24 protein-coding genes are annotated in these 24,473 nt (G+C 63.8%); 6 read left to right on the plus strand and 18 right to left on the minus strand.

The genetic code is table 11. The features are described 5' to 3' along the window. Window positions 1–59: 59 nt before the first annotated feature. Entirely contained in the window at window positions 60–734 is a 675-nt protein-coding gene (gene rnt / locus B4L76_RS01475; RefSeq protein ID WP_296229990.1) for a ribonuclease T, read from the minus strand. Beyond that, a complete protein-coding gene (gene pyrC, locus B4L76_RS01480; RefSeq protein ID WP_296229991.1) occupies window positions 731–1,777 on the minus strand; it encodes a dihydroorotase in 1,047 nt (348 codons plus the stop codon). Before pyrC ends, rnt begins: the two co-directional genes overlap by 4 nt. A 130-nt stretch (window positions 1,778–1,907) precedes the next feature. Here pyrC and B4L76_RS01485 point away from each other — a divergent pair, with 130 nt between their 5' ends. Together B4L76_RS01485 and B4L76_RS01490 are read left to right on the plus strand one after the other, a co-directional pair. After that, a complete protein-coding gene (locus B4L76_RS01485) occupies window positions 1,908–2,861 on the plus strand; it encodes a flagellar protein MotY (RefSeq protein WP_296229992.1) in 954 nt (317 codons plus the stop codon). 136 nt (window positions 2,862–2,997) lie between these two features. Beyond that, window positions 2,998–4,215: an argininosuccinate synthase gene (locus B4L76_RS01490; protein ID WP_296229993.1), complete on the plus strand. Its 1,218-nt coding sequence runs from the start codon at window positions 2,998–3,000 to the stop codon at window positions 4,213–4,215. A gap of 69 nt (window positions 4,216–4,284) precedes the next feature. Here the strand turns inward: B4L76_RS01490 and B4L76_RS01495 are convergent, their stop codons facing one another. After that, window positions 4,285–4,767 (minus strand): hypothetical protein, encoded by a 483-nt coding sequence (locus B4L76_RS01495; protein ID WP_296229994.1) that lies wholly within the window; start codon window positions 4,765–4,767, stop codon window positions 4,285–4,287. A gap of 362 nt (window positions 4,768–5,129) precedes the next feature. Between B4L76_RS01495 and B4L76_RS01500 the strand changes: the two genes are divergently transcribed. Continuing rightward, entirely contained in the window at window positions 5,130–5,753 is a 624-nt protein-coding gene (locus B4L76_RS01500; RefSeq protein ID WP_296229995.1) for a response regulator transcription factor, read from the plus strand. 57 nt (window positions 5,754–5,810) lie between these two features. On the opposite strand, the gene B4L76_RS01505 is transcribed toward B4L76_RS01500, so the two are convergent. From B4L76_RS01505 to metG, 7 genes are all read right to left on the minus strand, one after another. After that, on the minus strand, window positions 5,811–5,987 hold the full coding sequence (locus B4L76_RS01505; RefSeq protein WP_225778990.1) for a PA3496 family putative envelope integrity protein: 177 nt from the start codon (window positions 5,985–5,987) through the stop codon (window positions 5,811–5,813). 104 nt (window positions 5,988–6,091) lie between these two features. Next, window positions 6,092–6,730 carry an endonuclease III gene (gene nth / locus B4L76_RS01510; protein ID WP_225778989.1) on the minus strand — a complete coding sequence of 213 codons (639 nt, stop codon included), beginning with the start codon at window positions 6,728–6,730 and terminating at the stop codon, window positions 6,092–6,094. A gap of 4 nt (window positions 6,731–6,734) precedes the next feature. Beyond that, the gene (locus B4L76_RS01515) at window positions 6,735–7,259 is read right to left on the minus strand and encodes an Rnf-Nqr domain containing protein (protein WP_296229996.1); all 525 of its coding nucleotides are present in this window, start codon (window positions 7,257–7,259) and stop codon (window positions 6,735–6,737) included. Continuing rightward, window positions 7,252–7,854, minus strand: a complete 603-nt coding sequence (locus B4L76_RS01520; RefSeq protein ID WP_296229997.1) for an RnfABCDGE type electron transport complex subunit G — start codon at window positions 7,852–7,854, stop codon at window positions 7,252–7,254. The genes B4L76_RS01515 and B4L76_RS01520 overlap by 8 nt, the downstream gene beginning before the upstream one ends. Further along, on the minus strand, window positions 7,851–8,825 hold the full coding sequence (locus B4L76_RS01525; RefSeq protein ID WP_296229998.1) for an RnfABCDGE type electron transport complex subunit D: 975 nt from the start codon (window positions 8,823–8,825) through the stop codon (window positions 7,851–7,853). The genes B4L76_RS01520 and B4L76_RS01525 overlap by 4 nt, the downstream gene beginning before the upstream one ends. Then, window positions 8,822–9,355 (minus strand): Rnf-Nqr domain containing protein, encoded by a 534-nt coding sequence (locus B4L76_RS01530; protein WP_296229999.1) that lies wholly within the window; start codon window positions 9,353–9,355, stop codon window positions 8,822–8,824. The genes B4L76_RS01525 and B4L76_RS01530 overlap by 4 nt, the downstream gene beginning before the upstream one ends. A gap of 166 nt (window positions 9,356–9,521) precedes the next feature. Next, window positions 9,522–11,561 (minus strand): methionine--tRNA ligase, encoded by a 2,040-nt coding sequence (gene metG / locus B4L76_RS01535; RefSeq protein ID WP_296230000.1) that lies wholly within the window; start codon window positions 11,559–11,561, stop codon window positions 9,522–9,524. Window positions 11,562–11,719: 158 nt separating this feature from the next. Between metG and apbC the strand changes: the two genes are divergently transcribed. Next, entirely contained in the window at window positions 11,720–12,814 is a 1,095-nt protein-coding gene (apbC, locus tag B4L76_RS01540; protein WP_296230001.1) for an iron-sulfur cluster carrier protein ApbC, read from the plus strand. Window positions 12,815–12,911: 97 nt separating this feature from the next. Here apbC and B4L76_RS01545 read toward each other — a convergent pair whose 3' ends face one another. After that, on the minus strand, window positions 12,912–13,121 hold the full coding sequence (locus tag B4L76_RS01545) for a cold-shock protein (RefSeq protein WP_003254922.1): 210 nt from the start codon (window positions 13,119–13,121) through the stop codon (window positions 12,912–12,914). 327 nt (window positions 13,122–13,448) lie between these two features. Between B4L76_RS01545 and dcd the strand changes: the two genes are divergently transcribed. Both dcd and B4L76_RS01555 read left to right on the plus strand, forming a co-directional pair. Continuing rightward, window positions 13,449–14,015: a dCTP deaminase gene (gene dcd / locus B4L76_RS01550; RefSeq protein ID WP_003254920.1), complete on the plus strand. Its 567-nt coding sequence runs from the start codon at window positions 13,449–13,451 to the stop codon at window positions 14,013–14,015. A 92-nt stretch (window positions 14,016–14,107) separates the two neighbouring features. Continuing rightward, window positions 14,108–14,335 carry a hypothetical protein gene (locus B4L76_RS01555; protein ID WP_296230002.1) on the plus strand — a complete coding sequence of 76 codons (228 nt, stop codon included), beginning with the start codon at window positions 14,108–14,110 and terminating at the stop codon, window positions 14,333–14,335. A 6-nt stretch (window positions 14,336–14,341) separates the two neighbouring features. On the opposite strand, the gene pdeM is transcribed toward B4L76_RS01555, so the two are convergent. From pdeM to B4L76_RS01590, 7 genes are all read right to left on the minus strand, one after another. Further along, window positions 14,342–14,995, minus strand: coding sequence for a ligase-associated DNA damage response endonuclease PdeM (gene pdeM, locus B4L76_RS01560; protein ID WP_296230003.1), 654 nt, complete (start codon window positions 14,993–14,995; stop codon window positions 14,342–14,344). Continuing rightward, window positions 14,992–17,445, minus strand: coding sequence for a ligase-associated DNA damage response DEXH box helicase (locus B4L76_RS01565; protein WP_296230005.1), 2,454 nt, complete (start codon window positions 17,443–17,445; stop codon window positions 14,992–14,994). Before B4L76_RS01565 ends, pdeM begins: the two co-directional genes overlap by 4 nt. Before the next feature lie 66 nt (window positions 17,446–17,511). Further along, on the minus strand, window positions 17,512–18,627 hold the full coding sequence (locus B4L76_RS01570) for a succinylglutamate desuccinylase/aspartoacylase family protein (protein ID WP_296230006.1): 1,116 nt from the start codon (window positions 18,625–18,627) through the stop codon (window positions 17,512–17,514). 133 nt (window positions 18,628–18,760) lie between these two features. Continuing rightward, on the minus strand, window positions 18,761–20,419 hold the full coding sequence (locus B4L76_RS01575; RefSeq protein ID WP_296230007.1) for an ATP-dependent DNA ligase: 1,659 nt from the start codon (window positions 20,417–20,419) through the stop codon (window positions 18,761–18,763). Then, on the minus strand, window positions 20,416–21,432 hold the full coding sequence (locus B4L76_RS01580; protein ID WP_296230008.1) for a ligase-associated DNA damage response exonuclease: 1,017 nt from the start codon (window positions 21,430–21,432) through the stop codon (window positions 20,416–20,418). The genes B4L76_RS01575 and B4L76_RS01580 overlap by 4 nt, the downstream gene beginning before the upstream one ends. 98 nt (window positions 21,433–21,530) lie before the next feature. Continuing rightward, the gene (locus B4L76_RS01585; RefSeq protein WP_296230009.1) at window positions 21,531–21,872 is read right to left on the minus strand and encodes a hypothetical protein; all 342 of its coding nucleotides are present in this window, start codon (window positions 21,870–21,872) and stop codon (window positions 21,531–21,533) included. A 105-nt stretch (window positions 21,873–21,977) separates the two neighbouring features. After that, complete coding sequence (locus B4L76_RS01590; RefSeq protein ID WP_296230010.1) at window positions 21,978–24,419, minus strand: penicillin acylase family protein; 2,442 nt, start codon at window positions 24,417–24,419, stop codon at window positions 21,978–21,980. Between the last annotated feature and the right edge of the window lie 54 nt (window positions 24,420–24,473).

A 24,473-nucleotide genomic window follows, 5' to 3' on the forward strand; every position in this document is an offset into this window, starting at 1 on the left:
GCCGGTTTTTTTTTGCCGTGCTGTGCCGGACTCTTCGCGGGGTTCCCGCGATTACGGGCTCAATCGTTGAAGTCGCGCCAGCCGCCCATCTCTTTCCAGCGGTTGACGATGCCGCAGAACAACTCAGCGGTCTTCTCTGTATCGTAACGCGCCGAGTGCGCCTCACGCCCGTCGAAGTCGATGTCGGCGCTCTGGCAGGCCCGCGCCAGTACGGTCTGGCCATAGGCCAGGCCTGCCAGGGTAGCGGTGTCGAAGCTGGAGAACGGGTGGAACGGGTTGCGCTTGAGGTCGTTGCGCATCACCGCTGCATTGAGAAAGCCAAGGTCGAAGCTGCTGTTGTGGCCGACCAGGATTGCCCGCTTGCAGCCATTGGCCTTGAGCGCCTTGCGGACGCCGCGGAAGATGTCGGTCAGCGCGCTTTCTTCACTCACCGCCATGCGCAGCGGGTGATCCAGCTTGATCCCGGTGAACTCCAGTGCGGCTGGCTCGATGTTGGCGCCTTCGAACGGTTCCACCCGGTGGAAGTAGGTGTGCTCGGGGAACAGGAAGCCCTTTTCGTCCATGCCGATGGTGACTGCGGCAATTTCCAGCAGGGCGTCGGTAGCGCTGTTGAAGCCACCGGTCTCCACATCCACCACTACCGGCAGGTAGCCGCGGAAGCGCTCGGCCATCGGGTGACGCGACCCGCTGCTGCCCTGGGTATCGAGTTCGTCTTCGTACAGGTCTTCGCTCACGCGTTCTCCTCCAGCAGGCGCCAGCGCAGTTTTTCGCCGGCGCGCAGCGGGACTACGGTTTGCTCGCCAAACGGCAGGCTGTCCGGGGCAGTCCATTCTTCGCGAACCAGGGTGATGGTGTCGGTGTTCGCCGGCAGGCCGTAGAAAGCCGGGCCGTGCAGGCTGGCAAAGCCTTCCAGCTTGTCCAGCGCGTTACGCTGTTCGAACGCTTCGGCGTACATCTCGATGGCCGCGTAGGCGGTGTAGCATCCGGCGCAACCGCAGGCAGCTTCCTTGGCATGGCGGGCATGCGGGGCCGAGTCGGTACCCAGGAAGAACTTCGGGTTGCCGCTGGTGGCAGCGTCCAGCAACGCCACCTGGTGGGTGTTGCGCTTTAGGATCGGCAGGCAGTAGAAGTGCGGGCGAATGCCGCCGACCAGCATGTGGTTGCGGTTGTACAGCAAGTGTTGCGCGGTGATGGTCGCGCCGACGTTGGCCGGTGCCTCGGTGACGAACTGGGCGGCATCGCTGGTGGTGATGTGCTCGAATACCACCTTCAGCGTCGGGAAGCGTTCGACCACACGGCGCATGTGTTCGTCGATGAAGCGCTTCTCGCGGTCGAACACGTCGATCTCGCTGCGGGTCACTTCGCCGTGCACCAGCAGAGGCATGCCGACTTCCGCCAGCGCCTCGATAGCCGGGAAGATATTATCGATGCTGGTCACGCCCGAGTCGGAGTTGGTGGTAGCGCCGGCCGGGTACAGCTTGGCGGCGTACACGAAGCCGCTGGCCTTGGCCATGCGGATGTCCTCAGGGCTGGTGCGGTCGGTAAGGTACAGCACCATCAGCGGTTCGAAGCGGCTGCCGGCCGGCCGGGCGGCCAGGATGCGCTCACGGTAGGCGCCGGCTTCGACGGCATTGCGAACCGGTGGAACCAGGTTGGGCATGATGATGGCACGGGCGAAGGTACGCGCCACGTCGCCAACGGTATGGGGCAGGACGGCACCATCGCGCAGATGGATGTGCCAGTCGTCGGGACGCAGGAGGGTCAGGCGATCGGACATTGGGGATTCCAGGCGGGTCGAACTCAAGCCCCAATGCTACCGGAAATCCCTGGGTGGAGCACGGCTATCAAGTTTTCCGGCTGGCGTCCGATAGCCTGCAGGTAAGCCGTCAGAATTTGTGGAGCCGCCCGTGCGCCAGCGTTACCTAGCCCTATTGACCCTGTTCGCCAGTCTGCCGGCTGGTGCGCTGACCTTCCAGACGCGCATGGAAAATATCGCCTGGAAGGTCGAGGGTGACCAGTTCGAGTGTCGGCTGGTGCAGCCGATCGACGGCTTTGGCACTGGTGAGTTCGTGCGCCGAGCGGGCGAAAAGCCGGTGTTCCAGCTGCGTTCGGACAGCAACGCGCTGGGCGCCGGCACCGCTACCTTGCTGGCAGCCGCTGCACCGTGGCAACCCGGGCGCAGCGACATCAACCTGGGCAGCGTGCGCATGGCCCGCACTGGCGTGTTGTTCAGCTCGTCGCAGGGCCAGGCCAGCCGGCTGATCAATGGTCTGCTCGACGGCCGCAGCACCGTGGTGCGCAACTATGCCGGCGAGGCGGGCAGGCCGATGGAAGTGCGAGTGTTGCCGGTCAGCTTTGCCAAGGCCTACAGCGACTACCAGGCCTGTGCCGGCAAGCTGCTGCCAATGAACTATGACCAGGTGCGCCAGACCCAGGTCGGCTTCCCTGGCGGCGGTTTTGAACTGGATCAATCGGCCAAGGCACGGCTGGATGTGATCCTCGACTACATGAAGGCCGACCCGACAGTGAACCATGTCGAGCTCAACGGCCATTCGGACAACAGCGGCAACCGCCTGACCAACCGTGACATGTCGCGCCGCCGCGCACTGGCGGTGGCTGATTACCTCAAGGCCAATGGCGTGCCGGAAGAGCAGATCAGTGTGCGCTTCCATGGCGAGCGTTATCCGTTGGCAAAAAACAACAGCGCGGCGAACCGGGCGCGTAACCGTCGCGTGAACATTGAACTGGATCGGGTCGCGGTGGTCGAGAAACCGGTGGAAAAGCCGGCTGAACCGACACCGCAAGCCGTGGCTCCGGCCCCGGCACCAACCAGCCCGGCGGCGGGCACAAAGGCTCCCTGACATTTCCTGTCGCATATGCCGTCGCCCTTCCGACAGTTCCTGTCGCTTTGTCGTCAGAAGCTGTCGCCCCACTGTAAATTTACTCGCAAGGTCGTTAGAATCGACGCTTTTCCGTACAACCCCGTGGAGTGATGGCATGGCGGACGTAAAAAAGGTCGTACTGGCGTATTCCGGCGGCCTTGATACTTCGGTGATTCTCAAGTGGCTGCAGGATACCTACAACTGCGAAGTGGTGACCTTCACCGCAGACCTGGGGCAGGGTGAAGAGGTCGAGCCGGCCCGCGCCAAGGCCCAGGCAATGGGCGTCAATGAGATCTACATCGACGACCTGCGCGAAGAGTTCGTGCGTGATTTCGTGTTCCCGATGTTCCGCGCCAACACCGTCTACGAAGGCGAGTACCTGCTGGGTACCTCCATCGCCCGCCCGCTGATCGCCAAGCGCCTGATTGAAATTGCCAATGAAACCGGCGCTGACGCCATCTCCCACGGCGCAACCGGCAAAGGCAACGACCAGGTACGTTTCGAGCTGGGCGCCTACGCCCTGAAACCAGGCGTCAAGGTCATCGCCCCATGGCGCGAGTGGGACCTGCTGTCCCGCGAGAAGCTGATGGACTATGCCGAGAAGCACGGTATCCCGATCGAACGCCACGGCAAGAAGAAGTCGCCGTACTCGATGGACGCCAACCTGCTGCACATCTCCTACGAAGGCGGGGTCCTGGAAGATACCTGGACCGAGCACGAGGAAGACATGTGGCGCTGGAGCGTTTCGCCAGAGAACGCCCCGGACCAGGCGACCTACATCGAGCTTACCTACCGCAACGGTGACATCGTTGCCATCGATGGCGTCGAGAAAACCCCGGCCACCGTGCTGGCCGACCTGAACCGCATCGGTGGCGCCAACGGCATCGGCCGCCTGGACATCGTCGAGAACCGTTACGTCGGCATGAAGTCGCGTGGTTGCTACGAGACCCCTGGCGGCACCATCATGCTCAAGGCCCACCGTGCCATCGAGTCGATCACCCTGGACCGCGAAGTCGCTCACCTGAAGGATGAGCTGATGCCGAAGTATGCCAGCCTGATCTATACCGGTTACTGGTGGAGCCCGGAGCGCCTGATGCTGCAGCAGATGATCGACGCCTCGCAGGTCAACGTGAACGGCGTGGTGCGCCTGAAGCTGTACAAGGGCAACGTCACAGTGGTTGGCCGCAAGTCGGACGATTCGCTGTTCGACGCCAACATCGCCACCTTCGAGGAAGATGGCGGCGCTTACAACCAGGCGGACGCTGCCGGCTTCATCAAACTCAACGCACTGCGTATGCGCATTGCCGCCAACAAAGGCCGTTCGCTGCTCTGATTGCTGGCGTATGCCACGGAAGCCCCGGCCCAGCCGGGGTTTTTTTTGCCTGATGGAAACCTGCTGCGCTCATTCGCCCTGGGGCGTGGCATCTTCCTCCAGCGGGCTGACCGACAATTGTGCACACTGGCGTTTATCCAGGTTGCAAAAGCGCCATGTCCTGGGTGTTTGCAGCGGTTGGGCCAGTGCACGCAGCAGTTGTTGTTCCATCAACCGGTAAGCATCGGGCCCGGAAAACATGATCGTGACAGGTTCGCCATGTTCGGCCTCGCTGAGCTTGTGAGGTGCGCTTGGCGTGCTTCTGGTACTTTGCGTAGATGGAGTATCGCTTGCCGTGTTATCCGACGACGGGTTGTAGAACGACTTGTAGTTGAAGTTGAGTGTCAGAAAAAACAGTGCTGTCAGAAAAAACGGAAATCCAACCAGAAACCACGTATAGAGGTTCTGGCTGGCTTCGCTGAGAAACGGCAAGGTAGCAAGTGCGGAGGATTCGATGATGCCCGCGAAGATGGCAATGATCGTCAGCGGGGCGACAGGTTGTCTTTCGGGCATGAGGGCTGTCTCCGGCGTTTTCACCCCATTGTTGCCTTACTATGCCGCTCAACTAAAGACTGGACTGTTTCCCAGGCGACGAATCAGCGCTGTCCCGCGCGGTGGCGAGGATCTTTCAAGGCCCGGATTGAAACTTCAAAGGGAAGCGTTGCCGTGAATAGGCGTGCGTTGAAAGATGGCCAATAGTAGTTACTTCCTGGTTCAGGAAGTTTGTTGTTACAGGCGTAGTAGTTATGTGTAGGAAATTTCTGTAAGTGTTGTAGGTTTTATCTGTTCATCTGTTTCTTCGGCAATTCGTCGCGCCATCCGGCGTTCTGTCGGTTATCGTGGCGTGCCAAAGCAGAACAATGAATGGATATCGCATGAATAAAGTGCTTATCGTGGATGATCACCCGGTCATACGCCTGGCCGTACGCATGCTGATGGAGCGGCATGGTTATGACGTCGTCGCGGAGACTGACAACGGCGTGGCTGCACTGCAGCTGACGCGGCAACACCTGCCGGATATCGTGGTGCTGGATATCGGCATTCCCAAACTGGACGGCCTGGAGGTGATCACCCGCATGACAACCTTCAGCCCGGGCAGCAAGGTGCTGGTGCTGACATCGCAGGCACCTGGCAACTTCTCGATGCGTTGCATGCAGGCAGGGGCGGCAGGGTATGTATGCAAGCAGCAGGAACTCACGGAGCTGTTGAGCGCCATCAAGGCCGTATTGTCGGGCTACAGCTACTTCCCCAACCAGGCTCTGCATGCGTCACGTGGCAAGGGAGGAGGAAGCGAGACCGATATGGTCAACCGCCTCTCGGCGCGCGAGATGACTGTGTTGCAACAGTTGGCACGAGGGCGTACGAACAAGGAGATTGCCGATAGCATGTTCCTCAGCAACAAGACGGTCAGTACCTACAAGTCACGCCTGTTGCTGAAGCTGAATGCGCGCTCGCTCGTCGACCTGATCGAACTGGCGCAACGTCAGGGCCTGAATTGATCGCCAGGCCGTAAAGCCTCCAGCCAGGAGGCTTTGCCAGCGCTGAAGGCCTTGGACCTACAGGTCGTAGTCGAAATCGGCCAGCTGTTTCTGCAGGCGCCTTTCTTCCAGCATGTTATCGATGGTGCGGCGTTTGCTGAGGTTGGTCTTCGCAATTTCCACCACGGGCTCCGCTTCATCCTCTGCGGCAACAAAATCATCTTCGATCGACAGGTCGTCTTTATCGCTACTCATGAGTCGCTCCAAGCCAAGGGGCCATTGGCCGTCCTTATAACCAGAAAGCAGACGCTGGTAAAAAAGATTTTTTCAATCGTTAAGGGTGGTTTTCGCCTATCGAATCAATCGTCGGAAGTCTTGTGCTTGTACTCGCACAAATCCTCGATCCGGCAGCTACCGCAGCGTGGCTTTCGGGCCTGGCACACGTAGCGACCGTGCAGGATCAGCCAGTGGTGGGCGTCGAGCAAATATTCCTTCGGGACGAACTTGATGAGCTTTTTCTCCACCTCCAGCACCGTCTTGCCCGGCGCGATGCCGGTACGGTTGCTGACCCGGAAGATATGCGTGTCCACCGCCATGGTCGGCTGGCGGAACGCGGTATTGAGCACCACGTTGGCGGTCTTGCGGCCCACTCCGGGCAGCGCCTCCAGGGCTTCGCGCGTTTGCGGCACCTGGCTGCCATGGCGCTCGATCAGCAGCCGGCAGGCCTCGATGACGTTTTTCGCCTTGCTGTTATACAGGCCGATGGTCTTGATGTACTCGCTCAGGCCTTCGACCCCCAGGGCATGGATGGCTTCGGGGGTGTTGGCGACCGGAAACAGGCGGGCAGTGGCCTTGTTGACACCCACGTCAGTGGCTTGCGCGGACAGAGTGACGGCAACCAACAGCTCGAATGGCGTGGTGTAGGCCAGTTCGGTCTTCGGCTCGGGGTTGTCTTCGTGCAGCCTGCGAAAGATCTCCAGGCGTTTGGCGGCATTCATGAAATCAGGGCGTTCCTTGACGACGTGGGTGGGCAGGGCCCGTACACAGACGATTGTACAAGGCCAACAGCAGTCCGAGCAGTATCAGCGCACCGGGTGCCAGGCTGGCCAGGTGCAGGCCAGCAACTTCGCCTAGCCATTGCCGGCCGGCACCGAGCAGCAGGCAGGCGCCCAGCACCGCGGCAAGGTACCTTGCAAGCAGGCGCCAGCGCCCGTGGTTGGGCAGCATGTGATCAGTGGCCAGGCATTGCAGGCAGAGCAGAGCGGGGTAGTGGCCGAGGGCGAGTGCCATTGGTAGCCACCATGCCCGCAGCGCCAGTTGCAAGCAGCTGGCCAGGGCTGCCAGCAGCAGCAGGCTGGCCAGCGTGAACGCCCAGCTGGCCAGCCTGTGGCGCAGGGGCGTCAGCATTAACTGGTGCAGGCCGCCCATCAGCACCGCGCACACGCCAATGGTGGCGCCTTCGCTCAGTGTCCGGCTGGCACCCAGCAGCGGCACCAGGCTTGCGCCCAACAGATGGAACCTATTCATGCGTGGTGCCCTCCAGCAGCACGCTGCGCTGCTCGTCGAAATAACTCAAAGCCTCCTGCAGCGCGCTGATCACGGCCCGAGAAGTCACGGTTGCGCCGCTCAACTGGTCGAAGTCACCGTGATCACGTCGCAAGGCCCAATGGTTGCCCAAATGCCGATTCGCGAACTGCTGCAGCCAATTTACTTGCGCGTCCCCCAGGCGAGCGCCCAGCCCGGGGCTTTCCTGTTGTTCGACCACCTGGCTGCCGATCAGCCGACCGTCTGTGGCAATGGCGATGCTCAGCACGATCGGGCCGGCATAGCCTTGAGTCCGCGTGATGACAATGATGGCGGTCGGGGTTCCCGCCAGCTCGGCCCGATACGCTGCCAGGATACGGCTGGTTGGCCGTTGTGCGACGGGCGTCGGCAGCGGGTGGTCCAGTGGCTGGTTGTCGTAGCTACCGTCAGGGAGTACCGCCAGCTGTTCACGGCTCTGCAGCTGTTTTGCAGCGTCGACGATGGTCGGGCTGGTCCAGTGCCGCCAGGCCAAGGTAGCCGACAACGCCAGTGCTGCAACCATCAGCAACAGCCCGGCATCACGAACCAGGCGACTCATGGGGCAGCCTGCTGGCGTGGCGCCGCCAGGCGTTCGAGGCTGGGCGCCAGAAGGTTCATCAACAGGATGGCGAACGCCGTGCCATCCGGATAGCTGCCCCAGGTGCGAATCAGGTAGATCAACACCCCCGCGCCGACGCCGAACAGCAGTCTGGCCCGCTCATGTCGTGGGCCGGACACAGGTTCGGTGGCAATGAAAAACGCCGCCATCATGGTCGAGCCGGAAAACAGGTGCAGCAAGGGGGACCCGTTTGAGTCCGAGCCCGACCCGTTCCAGGCCAGCAGGCTGAACAGAAACAGCCCTGCCAGCAAGCCGGCCGGCGCATGCCAGCTGATTACCTTGCGCTGCAGCAGGAACAGGCCGCCGAGCAGGAACGCCAGGTTTACCCATTCGTTGCCTCGCCCACCCATGCTGCCAAAGCCTGGATGGCTGGCGAACAGCTCATCGATGGTCAGGCTGCGGTTGTGGCGCAGGCCGTCGAGCAGTGTTGGTCGGGCCCAGGCATCGATCTGGTCGCCAGCGGTGAAGACCTGTTGCAGGCTGTCGAGCAGGCCGGGTGCCGGTCCGGGCCAATGGTTCATTTGCAACGGGAAGCTCAGCAGCACGAAGGCATAGCCGACCATGGCCGGGTTGAACGGGTTGTGCCCGACCCCACCGAAGGCCTGCTTGCCGATACCGATGGCCACGCTGGCGGCAGTCACCGGTAGCCACCACGGCGCCAGGCTGGGCAGGGCGGCAGCCAGCAGTACGGCAGTCACCAGAGCGCTGCCGTCGCTCAGCGCCGTGCCCGGCGGTTGCCCGCGCAGCAACACCAGGACTGCTTCGCACAGCAGCGCAGCACCGGCACACAGCCCCATGTTCAGCAGCAGCCCCCAGCCGTGCAGCCACGTCAGAACCAGCAAGCCCGGTACGCATGCCAGCAACACCAGGCCCATGCTGGTGCGCAGCCGTGGATCAGGCCTGACGCTCATTGGCTGAACAACCCGTTGAAGCCGGAAAATGCCAGGGTCATTACCCCGACAGCGAGCAGTTCGACTGGCAGGCCGCGCAGGATGCCCGGGATCGCGGCATGGCTGCAGCGCTGGCGCAGGTCGGCGAACATCACGAGTGCCAGCCAGAAGCTGCCGCCGGCCAGCAGCCCTTGCAGCAAGGTGGCGAACACTGTGTATTCGGCGTTTGCCTGTTGCAGGATCAGCCCGAGCACTACCGCATTGCTCGACAGCAGCGCGGGAAGCTGCACCACTGGCCAGGCGGGTTGCCAGCGTGCCAGTAGCCAGGGCAACCCCCAGGCGAGCAGCGCCATCCAGGGCAACAGCAGGAACAGCTCAAGGTCTCCAACCAGCAGCGGCATCAATAGCCGCGCACCGAGCACACCCAGGGCGATGCACAGAGCGCAGGCAAGGCCATGTACATGCAGATGCAGCCTGGAGCACGGCCTGGGTGACCGGCACAGGTGATTGACCAGCGAGGCACTGATCAGGACCAGAAGGTAATCGCTCATGACATGACGATAGCGGGAATCGTGGCGATTGTCCGGGTTGGGTGGAGCGCTGTGGGTGCCGCTTTGCGGCCCATCGCGACACTGGCCGCTCCTTCAGGGAAACGTGACCTCCTGGAGGGGCGGCCTTGTGTCGCGATGGGCTGCACAGCAGCCCCGGCAGGTGCGGTTACTTGATGCGCTGGCCTGGCTTGGCGCCGCTGTCCGGGCTCAGCAGGTAGATTTCTTCACCGCCAGGGCCCGCCGCCATGACCATGCCCTCGGAGACGCCAAAGCGCATCTTCCGTGGCTTGAGGTTGGCCACCATCATGGTCAGGCGACCTTCCAGCTGGGACGGGTCAGGGTAGGCCGACTTGATGCCCGAGAACACGTTGCGGCGCTCGTCGCCGATGTCCAGGGTCAGTTGCAGCAGCTTGTCGGCACCCGGTACGGCTTCGGCCTTGACGATAAGGGCCACGCGCAGGTCGACGGCAGCGAAGGTATCGAATTCGATTTCCGCCGACAGCGGGTCCTTGGCCAGTTCGCCGTTGCCGGCCGGGGCCTTGGTTTCGGCGGCCAGCAAGTCTTCCTTGCTGGCGGCGACCATGGCTTCGACCTTGGCGGGTTCGATGCGGCTCATCAGCGCCTTGAACGGGTTCAGCTGGTGGTTTTCCAGGCGCGACAGGTGGTCGTTCCAGGTCAGCGGAGCCACGTTGAGGAAGGCTTCGGCGTCGGCAGCCAGCACCGGCAGTACCGGCTTGAGGAAAATGACCAGCTGGCGGAACAGGTTGATGCCCTGTGCGCAGATGGCCTGTACCTCATCCTGCTTGCCTTCCTGTTTGGCCAGCGACCACGGCGCCTTCTCGGCGATCCAGGCGTTGGCGCGGTCGGCCAGCGCCATGATCTCGCGCATGGCACGGCCGAAGTCGCGGCCTTCATAGGCCTCGGCGATCGACGGGGCGGCCGCCAGGAAGGCTTCGGTCAGCTCCGGTGCGGCATCGCCAGCCACCATCACCCCTGCATTGCCCTTGTGAATGAAACCGGCGCAGCGGCTGGCAATGTTGACCACCTTGCCGACCAGGTCCGAGTTGACCTTCTGCACGAAGTCTTCCAGGTTCAGGTCCAGGTCATCGACGCCACGGCCCAGCTTCGCCGCGTAGTAGTAACGCAGGTATTCGGGCTGCAGGTGGTCGAGGTAGGTGCGGGCCTTGATGAAGGTGCCACGCGACTTGGACATCTTGGCGCCGTTCACCGTCAGGTAGCCATGGACATTGACCGCAGTCGGCTTGCGGAAACCCGCGCCTTCGAGCATGGCCGGCCAGAACAGGGCGTGGAAGTTGACGATGTCCTTGCCGATGAAGTGATACAGCTCGGCCTTGGAGCCCTCGTTCCAGAAGGCATCGAAGTCCAGCTCCGGGCGGCGTGCGCAGAGGTTCTTGAAGCTGGCCATGTAGCCGATCGGTGCATCCAGCCACACGTAGAAGTACTTGCCCGGCTCGCCCGGGATCTCAAAGCCGAAATACGGCGCGTCACGGGAGATGTCCCACTCCTGCAGGCCCGAGTCCAGCCATTCGGCCAGCTTGTTGGCCACCGCGTCCTGCAGGGTACCGCTGCGGGTCCACTGTTGCAGCATGGCCTGGAAGTCCGGCAGCTTGAAGAAGAAGTGCTGGGAATCACGCAGTACCGGGGTGGCTCCGGAGATGGCCGACTTGGGGTTCTTCAGTTCGGTCGGGGCGTAGGTAGCGCCGCACTTTTCGCAGTTGTCGCCGTACTGGTCTTCTGCCGCGCACTTGGGGCAAGTGCCCTTGATGAAGCGGTCGGCCAGGAACATGCCCTTTTCCGGGTCGAAGTACTGGGTCACCGAGCGGGTGGCGATGTGCCCGGCTTCACGCAGGCGCGTGTAGATCAGGCTCGACAGCTCACGGTTCTCTTCGCTGTGAGTGGAATGGAAGTTGTCGAAATCGACCAGGAAGTCGGCGAAGTCGCTGCTGTGCTCGGCCTGGACGTTGGCGATCAGCTGTTCCGCAGTGATGCCTTCCTTCTCGGCGCGCAGCATGATGGCCGAACCGTGGGCGTCATCGGCGCAGACATAGATGCACTGGTTGCCACGCAGCTTCTGGAAGCGGACCCACATGTCTGTCTGGATGTACTCGAGCATATGGCCAAGGTGGATCGATCCGTTGGCATAGGGCAAGGCGCTGGTGACGAGAATCTGACGTGGCTCGGACATGGTGGCTCGGCTACTTATCTGGCGACGGGGTAAAAATGAGGTTGATCGGCCACTATAAAGGGCTGGCGAAGATATTTCACCCCGCATGCACATCTGCTGACGATTGACGGGTTAGGATAGGCGCCTGTTTGACATTCAGTTTGCCAATGGGAGTCTCCATGAGTGCCGTCACCCGTGCCGCCGTCGAAGGCGTGCTTCGCCAGTACACCGACCCCTACCTGAACCAGGACCCGGTCAGCGCCGGCTGCGTGCGCGCCATCGATATCCAGGGCGGGCAGGTCAGCGTGCAGTTGCAGCTGGGTTATGCCGCAGGGCTGTTCAAGAATGGCTGGGCCCAGGTGCTGCAGACCGCCATCGGCAACCTCGAGGGCGTCAGCGGTGCCCTGGTGTCGATCGACTGCGTGGTCGCCGCGCACAAGGCCCAGGCCCAGGTACCGGCCATGGCCAACGTCAAGAACATCATCGCCGTGGCGTCGGGCAAAGGCGGGGTGGGCAAGTCGACCACCGCGGCCAACCTGGCCCTGGCCCTGGCCCGCGAAGGTGCGCGGGTGGGTATTCTCGATGCCGACATCTACGGCCCCAGCCAGGGCGTGATGTTCGGTATCGCCGAAGGCACCCGCCCGCAGATTCGTGACCAGAAGTGGTTCGTGCCGATCAAGGCGCATGGCGTGGAAGTGATGTCCATGGCGTTTCTTACCGACGACAACACACCGATGGTCTGGCGCGGGCCGATGGTTTCCGGTGCGCTGCTGCAACTGGTGACCCAGACCGCCTGGGACGACCTGGACTACCTGGTGATCGACATGCCGCCGGGTACCGGTGATATCCAGCTGACCCTGGCGCAGAAGGTGCCGGTGGCAGGCTCGGTCATCGTCACTACCCCGCAGGACCTGGCCCTGCTGGATGCCAGGAAGGGCGTGGAGATGTTCCGCAAGGTCAATATCCCGGTGCTGGGGGTGGTGGAAAACATGGCCGTGCACATCTGCTCGAACTGTGGCCATGCCGAGCACCTGTTCGGCGCAGGCGGTGGCGAGAAGCTGGCCAGCCAATATGGCGTCGACCTGCTGGCATCATTGCCGCTGTCGATGCTCATCCGCGAGCAGGCGGACAATGGCAAGCCGACCGCCATCGCCGAACCGGAAAGCCAGATCGCCATGGTCTACCAGGAACTGGCGCGCCAGGTAGGAGCGCGGATCGTGCTGCAGGAAGCGGCTGCACCCGCGATGCCGAGCATTACCGTCAGCGAGGATTGACCTGCCAGACCGAGGCCAGGCGCCTCGGTCTGTTTTTCAGGCATGAAAAAACCCGCCAGAAGGCGGGTTTTTTGAAAGCCAGGAAGCTTCGATCGACTTAGGCGATCTGAACTTCTTCAGCCTGCATGCCTTTCTGGCCGCGAGTAGCGACGAAAGTAACAGCCTGGCCTTCTTTCAGGGTTTTGAAGCCGTCAGCTTGGATGGCTTTGAAGTGCACGAACAGGTCATCGCCCGACTGAGGGGTGATGAAGCCGTAGCCTTTCTCATCGTTGAACCACTTAACAACACCGGATTGACGGTTGGACATTTTTCTGTCTCCTTGGACAATTTGATAACGGTCAGGAAAAACCCTGCCCGGGACTGAGCGCAAAGAGAGCAGAAAATTCAGCGATGGGCCGATCAGGATCGTGCATCAAACTAGAGATTCTCGGTGTCACGTGCAGCACAGTGGCGTCACCTTACCCCACTTTCCGCAACCTGCCAATGGTCAGAAGGCGCTTTAGGCGAATTCGGATCGACGGCGGCGCAACCCCCGCCCGACGCGGGATGAGGCGTGGAACTTTAACCTGGGCGCAGGGACCGGTAAGATGCGCGTCTGGTTTTTCCCCCTCGCAACCCTTCTAGGACACCCGCCATGAGCATCAAATCGGACAAGTGGATTCGCCGCATGGCGCAGGAACACGGCATGATCGAACCGTTCGTCGAGCGCCAGGTGCGCGGCGAACAGGACAACCGGGTGATTTCCTTCGGCGTCTCCAGCTACGGCTACGACGTACGCTGCGCCGACGAATTTAAGGTGTTCACCAACATCAATTCGGCCACCGTCGACCCGAAGAACTTCGATGCCGGTAGCTTCGTCGACATCAAGAGCGACGTCTGCATCATCCCGCCGAACTCGTTCGCCCTGGCGCGCACCGTCGAATACTTCCGCATTCCACGTGACGTGCTGACCATCTGCCTGGGCAAAAGCACCTACGCGCGCTGCGGCATCATCGTCAACGTCACCCCGCTGGAGCCCGAGTGGGAAGGCCACGTGACGCTGGAGTTCTCCAATACCACCACGCTGCCGGCGAAGATCTACGCCAATGAAGGCGTGGCGCAGATGCTGTTCCTGCAGTCCGACGAAGAATGTGAGGTGTCGTACAAGGACCGCGGCGGCAAGTACCAGGGCCAGCGTGGCGTCACCCTGCCGCGTACCTGAGCCGACAGGCGCGGGGAATTACCCGCGCCTTTGGCACTCCAACAGGTAATGCCGGTGCGCACGATGCGCAGCGGCCTTGTCAGGAGCAGCCAATGAAACTCCATCCCGCAATCAGTGCCAAGCTGGCAGTCCTGCAGCCCAACCAGGTGGGGTTGTTGTCCTGGTCACTGCTGGCGCACCCGCTGCCGATGCAGGCGGGGGGCGTACCCCACCAGCCTGACCCCGATACACCACAGCCGCCGGGGCCGGGCGAAACCCAGCCCATGGAGCCGGGCGAGCCGACCCTGCCTGACGAACCGCCTCCGGGGCCCGTCGCCTGAGCGTTGCTAAAGCGCCCAGACACGCCCTGCACCGGCCAGGTACACGCGGCTGGTGGCAGGGGCGGCGATTTCCCAGCCCCCGGTGAATTCACCGAACGCCGGCAGCAGGCTCACCTGGCCATCGACCAGGAAGCACGGCAGGCGCAGGCGCTGCCGCGCCTTGCCGCGCAGGACGAAGACCGGGTGGACATGGCCTGCCAGTACCGGGTGGGTCGGGTGAGGTCGCGGTTCGTGCTGTAGCGCGAAGGGTTCCAGCAGCCAGGGTTCGTCCATCACTTCGATGCCGAGCGAAGCGGGTGGATCGCCGGCGTTGTGGTCATGGTTGCCGCGTATCAGCACGATCCTCAGCGCCCGGTGTCGTTCGCGCCACGCCTGTAGCCTGGCCAGCGTCGCTGGCGCTCGCGCTGCACGCGCATGCAGGAAGTCGCCCAGGACGATCAGTTGCTCGCATGCATGTGCGGCCAACAACGCATCCAGACGGGCAAGCGTCGCTGTGGTGGTGCCACGCGGTACCGGTTGATGCAAGGCGCGATAGCTTGCGGCCTTGCCGATGTGCACGTCCGCCACCAGCAGGGCGCGGCGTGCTGGCCAGTAGATGGCCTTGTCGGGAAGCAGCCAGAGCTGCTGGCCACAGTGCTCGATGGGTAGTAGACCGGTCATTCACCAGCACCCGCTGCACTTTCCAGTTCGGCGACCATCCGTGCAATCCGGTCCGCCAGTTTCTCCGTGCTCAGGGTTTCGCGCATGCCCTCCACCAGCAAGGCAAACGCCAACGGCCCCGGCCGCTTCAGCAATTGCAGGTCGAGCCGCAAGCGCCCCATTTTCAACAATTGCCGATGCAGGCGCTCGATCTCCAGTTCTTCATTCAACACTTCGTCCCGCGCCTGGCCCAGCAGCAAGTTGCCAGCGTCATGCTTGCGGAAAACCTCGTAGAACAGTCCGCTGGAAGCCTGGATCTGCCGCAGGCTTTTCTGAGCCGCCGGGTAGCCGCCAAATACCAGCCCGGCAATCTGGGCAATCTCGCGGAAACGCCGCAATGCCATTTCTCCTGCGTTGAGGCTGGCCAGCACATCGTCCAGCAGGTGCTCGGTAGCCAGTGCCTGCGGCAGATGGGTCGCCCAATCCACCTGGCTGGGGCTGAGCAGTTCGAACCCATAGTCGTTGACGGCGATCGAAACCGACAGCGGCTGTAAGCGGCTCACCCGCCAGGCAATCAGGTTGGCCAGACCCAGGTTGGCCATGCGCCCGGCAAACGGATACAGGAACAGGTGCCAGCCCTGGCGGGATCTGAAGGTTTCGGCGAGCAAGGTGTCGACGGAAGGCAGCGCCGACCATTGGGCCTGCAAGGCCAGCAGCGGCCGTGCTGCACGCATCTCCGGGCCATCGAAGTGCCCGTGCGCTGCTGCATCGAGTTGCTCGACCAGGGCGTCGGCCAGTTCGCTGGAAAGCGGCATGCGGCCGCCATTCCAGCGGGCAACCGCCGCCTTGCGTGCGCTGCTGCGGCGCACGTAGGCGGTCATGTTCTCCACTCGCACCAGTTCCAGCACACGCCCGGCGAACACCAAGGTATCGCCAGGGCGCAAACGGGCGATGAACGCTTCTTCGACGCTGCCCAGCGCCTTGCCGCTGCCGCCCTTGCTCCAGTACTTGAGCTGCAGGCTGGCGTCGCTGACGATGGTGCCGATACTCATGCGGTGACGGCGAGCCAGGCGTTCGCTGGCAACCTGGTAAACGCCGTCGGCCTGGCGCTCGACGCGCTGGTAGTCGGGGTAGGCGCTGAGCGAGCTGCCACCATGGCAGACGAAGTCCAGCGCCCATTGCCACTGGCTGTCGCGTAACGCTCGAAATGCCCAGGTGCTGCGTACCTCTTCGAGCAGCAGTTCGGCCTGAAAGCCACTGCCCAGGGCCATGCTGACCAGGTGCTGCACCAGCACGTCCATGCACAGGCGTGGCGAATGGCGGGCCTCGATGTGCCCGGCGGCCAGGGCCCGCCTGGCGGCGGCTGCCTCTACCAGTTCCAGGCTGTGAGTAGGCACCAGGGTAACCCGCGAGCGTCGCCCCGGTGCATGGCCGGAGCGCCCGGCCCGCTGCATCAGGCGGGCAATGCCCTTGGCCGAACCGATCTGCAGCACGCGCTCGACTGGTAGAAAGTCCACGCCCAGGTCCAGGCTGGAGGTGCAGACTACCGCTTTCAGGCTGCCCTGCTTGAGGCTGCGCTCGACCCAGTCACGCGTTTCACGGGCCAGTGAGGCATGGTGCAGGGCGATCAGCCCGGCCCAGTCGGGGCGGGCTTCGAGCAGGGCCTGGTACCAGAGTTCGGCCTGGGCCCGGGTGTTGGTGAACACCAGGCAACTGCTGCTGGCATCGATCTCCCGGCTGACCTGGTCGAGCATTTTCAAACCCATGTGCCCGGCCCACGGGAAGCGTTCGATGGCGGTTGGTAGCAGAGTATCGACCAGCAGCGGTTTGTCCTGCCGGCCTTGTACCAGCAAACCACCCTGAGGCAGCAATACATCCAGTGCATGCTGCAGGTTGCCAAGGGTCGCGGACAGGCCCCAGGTGGGCAGGCCCGGGCGCCAGCGGCGCAGGCGCGCCAAGGCCAGTTGCAGTTGTACCCCGCGCTTGTTGCCCAGCAGTTCGTGCCATTCGTCCACTACTACCAGGCGCAATGTGGCGAAGTCGTTGTGGGCTTGTGCGCGGGTCAGCAGCAGGGTCAGGCTTTCGGGTGTAGTGACCAGCACGCTGGGCAGGCGCCGCGCCTGGCGGGCACGTTCGGCACTGCCGGTATCGCCGCTGCGCACGCCCACGCTCCACGGCAAGCCGAGCTCGTCCAGCGGCGCCTGCAGGGCACGGGCGGTATCGGCGGCCAAGGCTCGCATCGGCGTCACCCACAGCACCTGCAACGGCGCAGCCTGTCGCCCCTGGGCTTCGGCCTTGAAGGCACGCAGCGCGGCAAGCCATACCGCGTAGGTCTTGCCGGCGCCGGTACTGGCATGCAGCAGGCCGGATTCGCCGCGTGCCACGGCGGCCCAGACACGGCGCTGGAAAGCGAACGGCTTCCAGCCACGCTTGGCGAACCAGGCGTTGGCGAGGTCGGTAGCGGCGGGCATGGGGCATGGGTCCTTGGCGGGCTGTGTCTCTACAGACAACCCGCCAGCTGCAATGGTTTTACCCGGTCAGTTACCCAGCAGGTAGCCGCTGCGGCACACCTGCGCGCCGGCCACGTGGGCGATGACCATGCCAGCGGTAGCCATGCGCCGTACGCTGCGCGCATACAGCAGGCCTGGCTGGTGGTTGCGCACGGCAGTCACGCGGTCGCTGAGCGGGTCGATGACTTCGGCAATCAGTTGGCCAGCCTCGAGGGTTTGCCCAGGCTTTGCGTGGTACACCAGCAGCCCGCCCAACGGCGCTATCACAGGCTCGACCGCGGCCAGTGGCGTAGCAGGGTTGCGCAAGGCAGGCAGAGCAGTGGCGGCACCTTCGATGACCCCCGTGTGGGTCAGGAAATCGAGAAGCGCCTGGCAGTCCTTGCTGGCCAGCTCATGGCTGACATCGGCCTGGCCACGCAACTCGACCGTCACCGAGCAGCAGCCCAGCGGGATCGGGAAGCGCTTGCCGAAGCGCTGCTGCAACTGCCACCAGACCAGGCTGAAGCATTCATCGAACGACTGCCCGCCCGAGTCGGTGGCCAGCAGGCTGGCCTGCGCGCCCAGGTAGCGCGCCAGCGGTTCGATCTGCGGCCAGGCGTCTGGCGTGGTGTACAGATGCTCCACGGCCTCGAAGTCACAGTGCAGGTCCAGCACCATGTCGGCATCGCAGGCCAGGCGCTGCAAGATCAGGCGCTGGGCCTGCAGCGGTGTGCGCGCCGGGTGTGCGTCCAGCCCGCGGCGCAGGTACTCGCGGATCAGGGCGAGGTTATGGGCCGGGTCTTGAGTCAGGTGTTCTTCGATCTGGTCGCCGATGCTGTCCGACAGGTCGACGAAATTGCGGTTGAAGTTCTCGCCGCTTTGCAGTTCGAAACGCCCCAGCGGTGCATCTAGCAGTACCTGTTCCAGGCCGACCGGGTTGGCCACCGGCACCAGAATGATCTCCTGTAGCAGGCGGCCTTGCTGTTCCAGTTCGGCCAGGCGGCGCTTGAGGTGCCAGGCCACCAGCATGCCGGGCAGTTCGTCGGCATGCAGCGAGGCCTGGATATACACCTTGCCGCCACCACGGGGGCCGTAGTGGAAGCTGTGCAACTGGCGGGTGATACCCGGAACGGGGGAGAGCAGGTCGTGGGTTGAATGGTGCATGGTCGTCCTGATTGCGTGGCGAAAACGGTCTGCGACACGGGTCGGCACACAGATAGAAGCATAGATTCCGTGACTGCGCCTCATCCGCTACCTGCAGGGTGAGCGCGCGGGCTTTTTCGCGGTCCGAATCGTCTCAAGCCAGCAGTGCCTGCAGGGTCGCCAGGTCATCCGCCTCTTCGACTGGCTTGTCCAGCCGCCAGCGCAGCATCCGCGGAAAGCGCACGGCAATGCCGCTCTTGTGCCTGCGGGACAGGGCGATGCCCTCGAAGCCCAACTCGAATACCAGCGTCGGCGTCACGCTGCGCACCGGGCCAAAGGTTTCGACCGTGGTCTTGCGGATGATGGCGTCGACCTTGCGCATCTCTTCATCACTGAGCCCTGAGTAGGCCTTGGCAAAAGGTACCAGCGCCCGCCCCGGCGTGCCGGCCGGCGCGTCCCACACGGCGAAGGTGTAATCGCTGTACAGGCTGGCCCGCCGGCCATGGCCGCGCTGGGCATAGATCAGCACGGCATCGACGCTGAACGGGTCGATCTTCCACTTCCACCAGGTGCCCATGTCCTTGGTTCGCCCTACGCCATACAAGGCCTCGCGCTGCTTCAGCATCAAGCCTTCCACCCCCAGGCTGCGTGACTGTTCGCGCTGGCGGGCAAGGTCGGCCCAGTCCGCGCCCTCGAGCAGGGGAGAGAGCACCACGGGTGCCAATGGGTGCTCCTCAAGCACCTGCTCCAACTGGCGGCGGCGCGCGTGCTGCGGCCGGCTGCGCCAGTCCTCGCCCTGCCATTCCAGCAGGTCGTAGGCCTGTAGCACTACCGGCGCATCGCTCAGCAGTTTCTTGCCCAGGGTCTTGCGGCCCAGGCGCTGCTGCAACAGGGCAAAGGGCTGTACCGCCAGTTCATCCGCCGAACTGCCCGGTTTCCACACCAGAATCTCGCCATCGAGCACGACCCCGTCGGGTAGTGTCTGCGCCAGGCTGTGCAGCTCGGGGAAGCGCTCGGTGACCAGTTCCTCGCCACGCGACCAGACCCATAGCTGGCCTTCGCGCTTGACCACCTGGGCACGAATGCCGTCCCACTTCCATTCGATCTGCCATTCGCTCGGTGGGCCGAGCAGCGTATCGAACTGTTCGCTCGGCACTTGCAGCGGGTGAGCCAGAAAGAACGGGTAGGGCTGGCCACCACGCTGGCCATGTTCATCGTCTGATGCCGGGGCGACCAGATGCTGGTAGCTGGCGGCGGAGGGGCGGTGGCTGATGTCGGTGTAGCCGACCAGGCGCTGGGCCACGCGTTTGGCATCCAGCCCGGCCAATTGTGCCAGGGCACGGGTGACCAGCAGCTTCGATACGCCAACGCGAAAGCTCCCCGTGATCAGCTTCAGGCACAGCATCAGGCTGGGGCGGTCCAGCTTTGCCCACAGCGGTGGCAGGCGTTGCTGGAGCTGTTCGACTGGCAGACCACGTAATGGCAGCAGATGCTGTTCGACCCAATAGGCCAGGCCATCGTCGCTCACGTGGTGGCTTTCCGGCACCAGCAGGGAAATGGTTTCGGCCAGGTCGCCAACGGCCTGGTAGCTTTCCTCGAACAGCCAGTCCGGCAGCCCCGCCAATGCACTGGCCAGCTCGCGCAACACCCGGGTTGGCACCAGCTGGCGAGGGCGACCACCGGCCAGGAAGTATACGGCCCAGGCGGCATCCTCAGCCGGGGCGTTGCTGAAGTAGTCACGCAAGGCCTGCAGCTTGGCGGCGCTGGAGGTGGTTGCATCCAGCCTCAGGTACAGGTCGGCAAACGCTTTCATGCGCCTGGCTCCGTGGCGACAGCGTCGTCTTCCTCGCCGTATTCGGTTGCGAAGGCCCGGGCATCGAGGCCTTGTTCGTTCAAGTAGCGCACCAGTACGTTGACTGACCCGTGGGTGACCATTACCCGTTCCGCGCCGGTCTGGCCGATGGCCCATAGCAACCCCGGCCAATCGGCATGGTCCGAGAGTACGAAGCCACGGTCCACCCCGCGCCGTCGGCGGGTGCCACGCAACAGCATCCAGCCACTGGCGAAGGCATCGCTGTAATCACCGAAACGGCGCATCCAGCTGCTGCCACCGGCCGATGGTGGGGCCAGGACCAACGCCTGGCGCAGCAGCGGGTCGTTGCGCGGGATATCACCGGCGTAGCGGGTCTCTGGCAAGTAGACGCCAGCTTCCCGATATACCCGGTTGAGCGGCTCGACGGCGCCATGCACAAGGATCGGGCCAATGCTGGCGTCCAGCCCGTGGAGGATCCGCTGGGCCTTGCCGAAGGCGTAGCAGAACAGCACGCTGGCCTTGCCCTGTGCGCAGTTGGCGCGCCACCAGGCATTGATCCCGGAGAAAATTTCGCCTTGGCTGGGCCAGCGGTAGATGGGCAGGCCGAAGGTCGACTCGGTGATGAAGGTGTGGCAGGGCACCGGTTCGAACGGTGCGCAGGTGCCGTCCGGCTCCACTTTGTAGTCACCGGAGGCGACCCAGACCTCGCCCTGGTACTCCAGACGCACCTGCGCCGAGCCCAGGACATGCCCGGCCGGGTGCAGGCTCAGGGTAACGCCATGGTGCAGCAGGCGTTCGCCGTAGGGCAGGGTCTGCAAGTTGATGTCCTGGCCGAGGCGGCTGCGCAGGATGCCGGCGCCAGGGCTGGCGGCCAGGTAATGGCCATTGCCGATGCGGGCGTGGTCGCCGTGGCCATGGGTGATCACAGCTCGGTCCACGGGCCGCCACGGGTCGATGTAGAAATCACCGGGCGGGCAGTACAGGCCTTCGGGGCGGGCGATGACGAGGTCCATGGCTCAACGTCTGCAATAGGGCTTGCTAGCTCAGAGTGCCGAGGGCCGCGGCAAGTTCGATGTGTGAGGCAGCCCTCTGGAGGGCTGCCCGTACCGCGTCAGGCAATAGCGATCTTCCAGCCTGATTTTCGGGCTTCTTCGATAGTGATCTTGGCAATGCGGGAGATGTTCAGGCGTTTGCCATCATGCATCAGGTAGGGGGCAGTACGGAAGTAATCCCATGTGGTCTCGGCGCTGCCTGGCAGCAGGTCCTTGGTGTCATAAGAGATTTCCAGGGTGGCTGGTGAAGTAACCGCAGGGGCGCTGGCATCTCCGTCGCTGATCATGCAGTAGTCGGCGTTGGCGGTACCTACCCAAAGTTGGGCATTGACGGTGGCGCCAGCAGGAACTTTGAGGGTATCAGGCCAGGAAATCTCGATTTTCAGGGTTTCTGTAGTCATGTTGGTCATCCTCTTGATGGAAAAAAGTGCCGCAGCTGTCCGGGAACAGTGCGACACCGAGGATGCTAGGTAGCTGGGTTGCTGCGGGTAAGCGGGAACTGCTCCCTAGCGACCGGGCACCAGCGTCAAACGCTGGTTGCCATACGCCTGCCCGAAGTTCCGCTGCTGCAGCGGCAGGCTCATGAAGTGCCCCTTGAACCAGGCATCCAGCCCGTCACCGTAATGGGCACTGGCCGGGTTGCCGGACTGTCCGCTGCTGGTCAGCACCTGTAACGGCTCGGCCTGGCCGAAGTCGACGATCATCCGTGCCGAGGCCGGCAGGCGGGCATCGAAGTCGCTGCCCCAGGCGTAGGGCGTCAAGCCCAGGGTGGTGAAGTCACCACCGGCGGGCTGCGGCGAACGGTGGATGGCATCGCCCAGGCCATGGTAGGTCGGTGCTGGCCAGCGGTACTGGTGCAGCTTGCCCCACTGCCAGGCGCGGCGATCGGCCCCCAGTTGCGTGGTGCCGGCATCGATGGCGCCAGCCAGGCTGCGGGCCAGGATGGCCGGCTTGTCTTCTTTCTGCGGGGTGTTGCGGTCGTCCCACAGCGGGCTGTCGTCGCGCCCCAGCAGGTGGTCGGCTTGCGCCGAGAATGACATCCGCGCATTGCTGACGAAGGCCTGCCAAGCCGCGCCGGACTCCGGGCCGAGGTCGTCGAGGAAGGTCTGTCGCGCCACTTCCTGAAGGAACAGTTGGTACAGTGCGGCATCGGCCGACACCGGGCTCAGGCGGCCATCGAAGGCCTTGAGCCGGGCCAGTGCTTCGCGGGCCTTGTCACGCTGTGCGGCGGGGAGGGCATCGATCGCCTGCTTCAGCGGCTGGGCCATGCCAGGGGCGTCGAACACCTGCTTGAGCTTGTCGGCCAGCAGGGTGACCTGGTCGTTCTGCAGGGCCATCAGGCTGCGGCTGTCATGGCGGCCATTGCCGGCCAACTGCGCCAGGCGTTCGGCCCGCTCGGGGTAGTACCAGGTGCTGGACAGTTGCATGCCATAGCCGCGCGGCAGGCTGCGCTGGTTGGCATGGCCGATCCAGCCGGCTGGCGGGTCCTGGTCGTAAGGGTGCAGCATCGGGTCGGCAAAGCCGTCCCAGTCGTAGCGTGCGTCCCAGCCCGGCGATGGCAACAGCCCCTGGCCTTCGCGGCGGTTGGGGTAGCGGCCGCTGACTTGCCAGCCGATGTGCTCGGGCTCGGCGAAGACGAAGTTGAGGGCGGCGGCAGTCACTTCACGGGTACTGTCGAAGGCGCGCTCCACGTTCTGGGCGCGGGTCAGGTCGAACAGCGCGTCGAGGCTGCGATCCTCCTTGAACTGCGGCAGGTTCAGCGCCAGGCCCAGGCTGGCATTGCCCGGTTGCGCCAGCAGGGTGCCGTGGCGGGTGTCGTACAGGACTTCGCGCAGTGGGCGCTGGCCGCGAACGAAGAAGGTTTCGCTACGAGCGCGGGCCGGTAGCCATTTGCCGTCGGCCAGATAGCTCACCTGGCTGCCCTGGTGGCGCAGTTGCTCCAGATACAGGTCCTGGTTGTCGGCCATGACCGCGCTGCTGCTCCAGGCCAGCTTGCCGTTGTATCCGGCCAGCACGATTGGCAGGCCGGGCAACGACAGCCCGGCGACCTGGTACTTGCCGGTATGGATCTGCACCGGGCTCAGGGCCCAGGCGGCGCGGCTGTCGCTGGCCAGCAGGCTCTTGCCACTGCGGCTGCGTTGCGGCGCCAGGGCCAGGTTGGCCGAGCCGGGGCTGCCCAGCAGGCCGAGGTCGGCCAGCTTCTGGCTGGCGGCGGCCAGGGCTGGCAGGCCGGGCAACTGGCTGGCCAGGTTCAGGCCCTTGAGCTTGTCCACCTCGGCTTCGGCCAACGGCTCGTCCGGGGCACCGGGCAACAGCCAGGCCAGCTTGTCGCTGCCGGCTTTCTGCGCCAGGACCAGGGCGCTCAGTTCTTCCTGCAGGTTCACCGACTGGCTGAAGGCGTACAGGCTGAAGATCAGCGCCGAATCCTCGGGCTTCCAGTATTCCGGGCGATAACCGCTGCTGGCCAGGCTGGCGGGCAGCCTGTCGCGGTAGCGGAACAGGTAAGCGTTGACCCCGCGTGCATACACCTCGAAAAAGCGTTTGAGCCGTGGTGACGCTTCGGCGTACTGCTGAGCGGCGCTCTGTTTGAGGTTGGCGGCGCGCATCAGCCGGTCTATGTCCAGCGCGTCGCTGCCGGCCAGCTCGGCCAGGCGGCCTTGGGCGAGCAGGCGCATGGCAACCATCTGTTCGATGCGGTCACCGGCGTGCACGTAGCCCAGGCTGAACAGGGCGTCATGGAAGCTGCTGCTTTCGATCAAAGGCGCGCCCATGGCGTTGCGCCGTACCGAGACGTTCTGTGCCAGGCCCTTGAGCGGCTGCACACCGCTGGCCGGTGGTACGCTGTCCTGATAGCCGCCCGTCTGGCAGCCGGCCAGCCCGAGCATGCCGAGCAGCGTGGCAGCGGTTGCGAACCGCGGGCGGAAGGAAGGAAAGGCGGGGGCGGCCATGACAAGGGCTCCTGCAGGCGTGGCGGGTTTGGAAAGGCGCTAAGGTAGTAAGCG

The sequence above is a fragment of the Pseudomonas sp. UBA4617 genome, from assembly GCF_002386445.1.
Lineage (GTDB): Bacteria > Pseudomonadota > Gammaproteobacteria > Pseudomonadales > Pseudomonadaceae > Aquipseudomonas.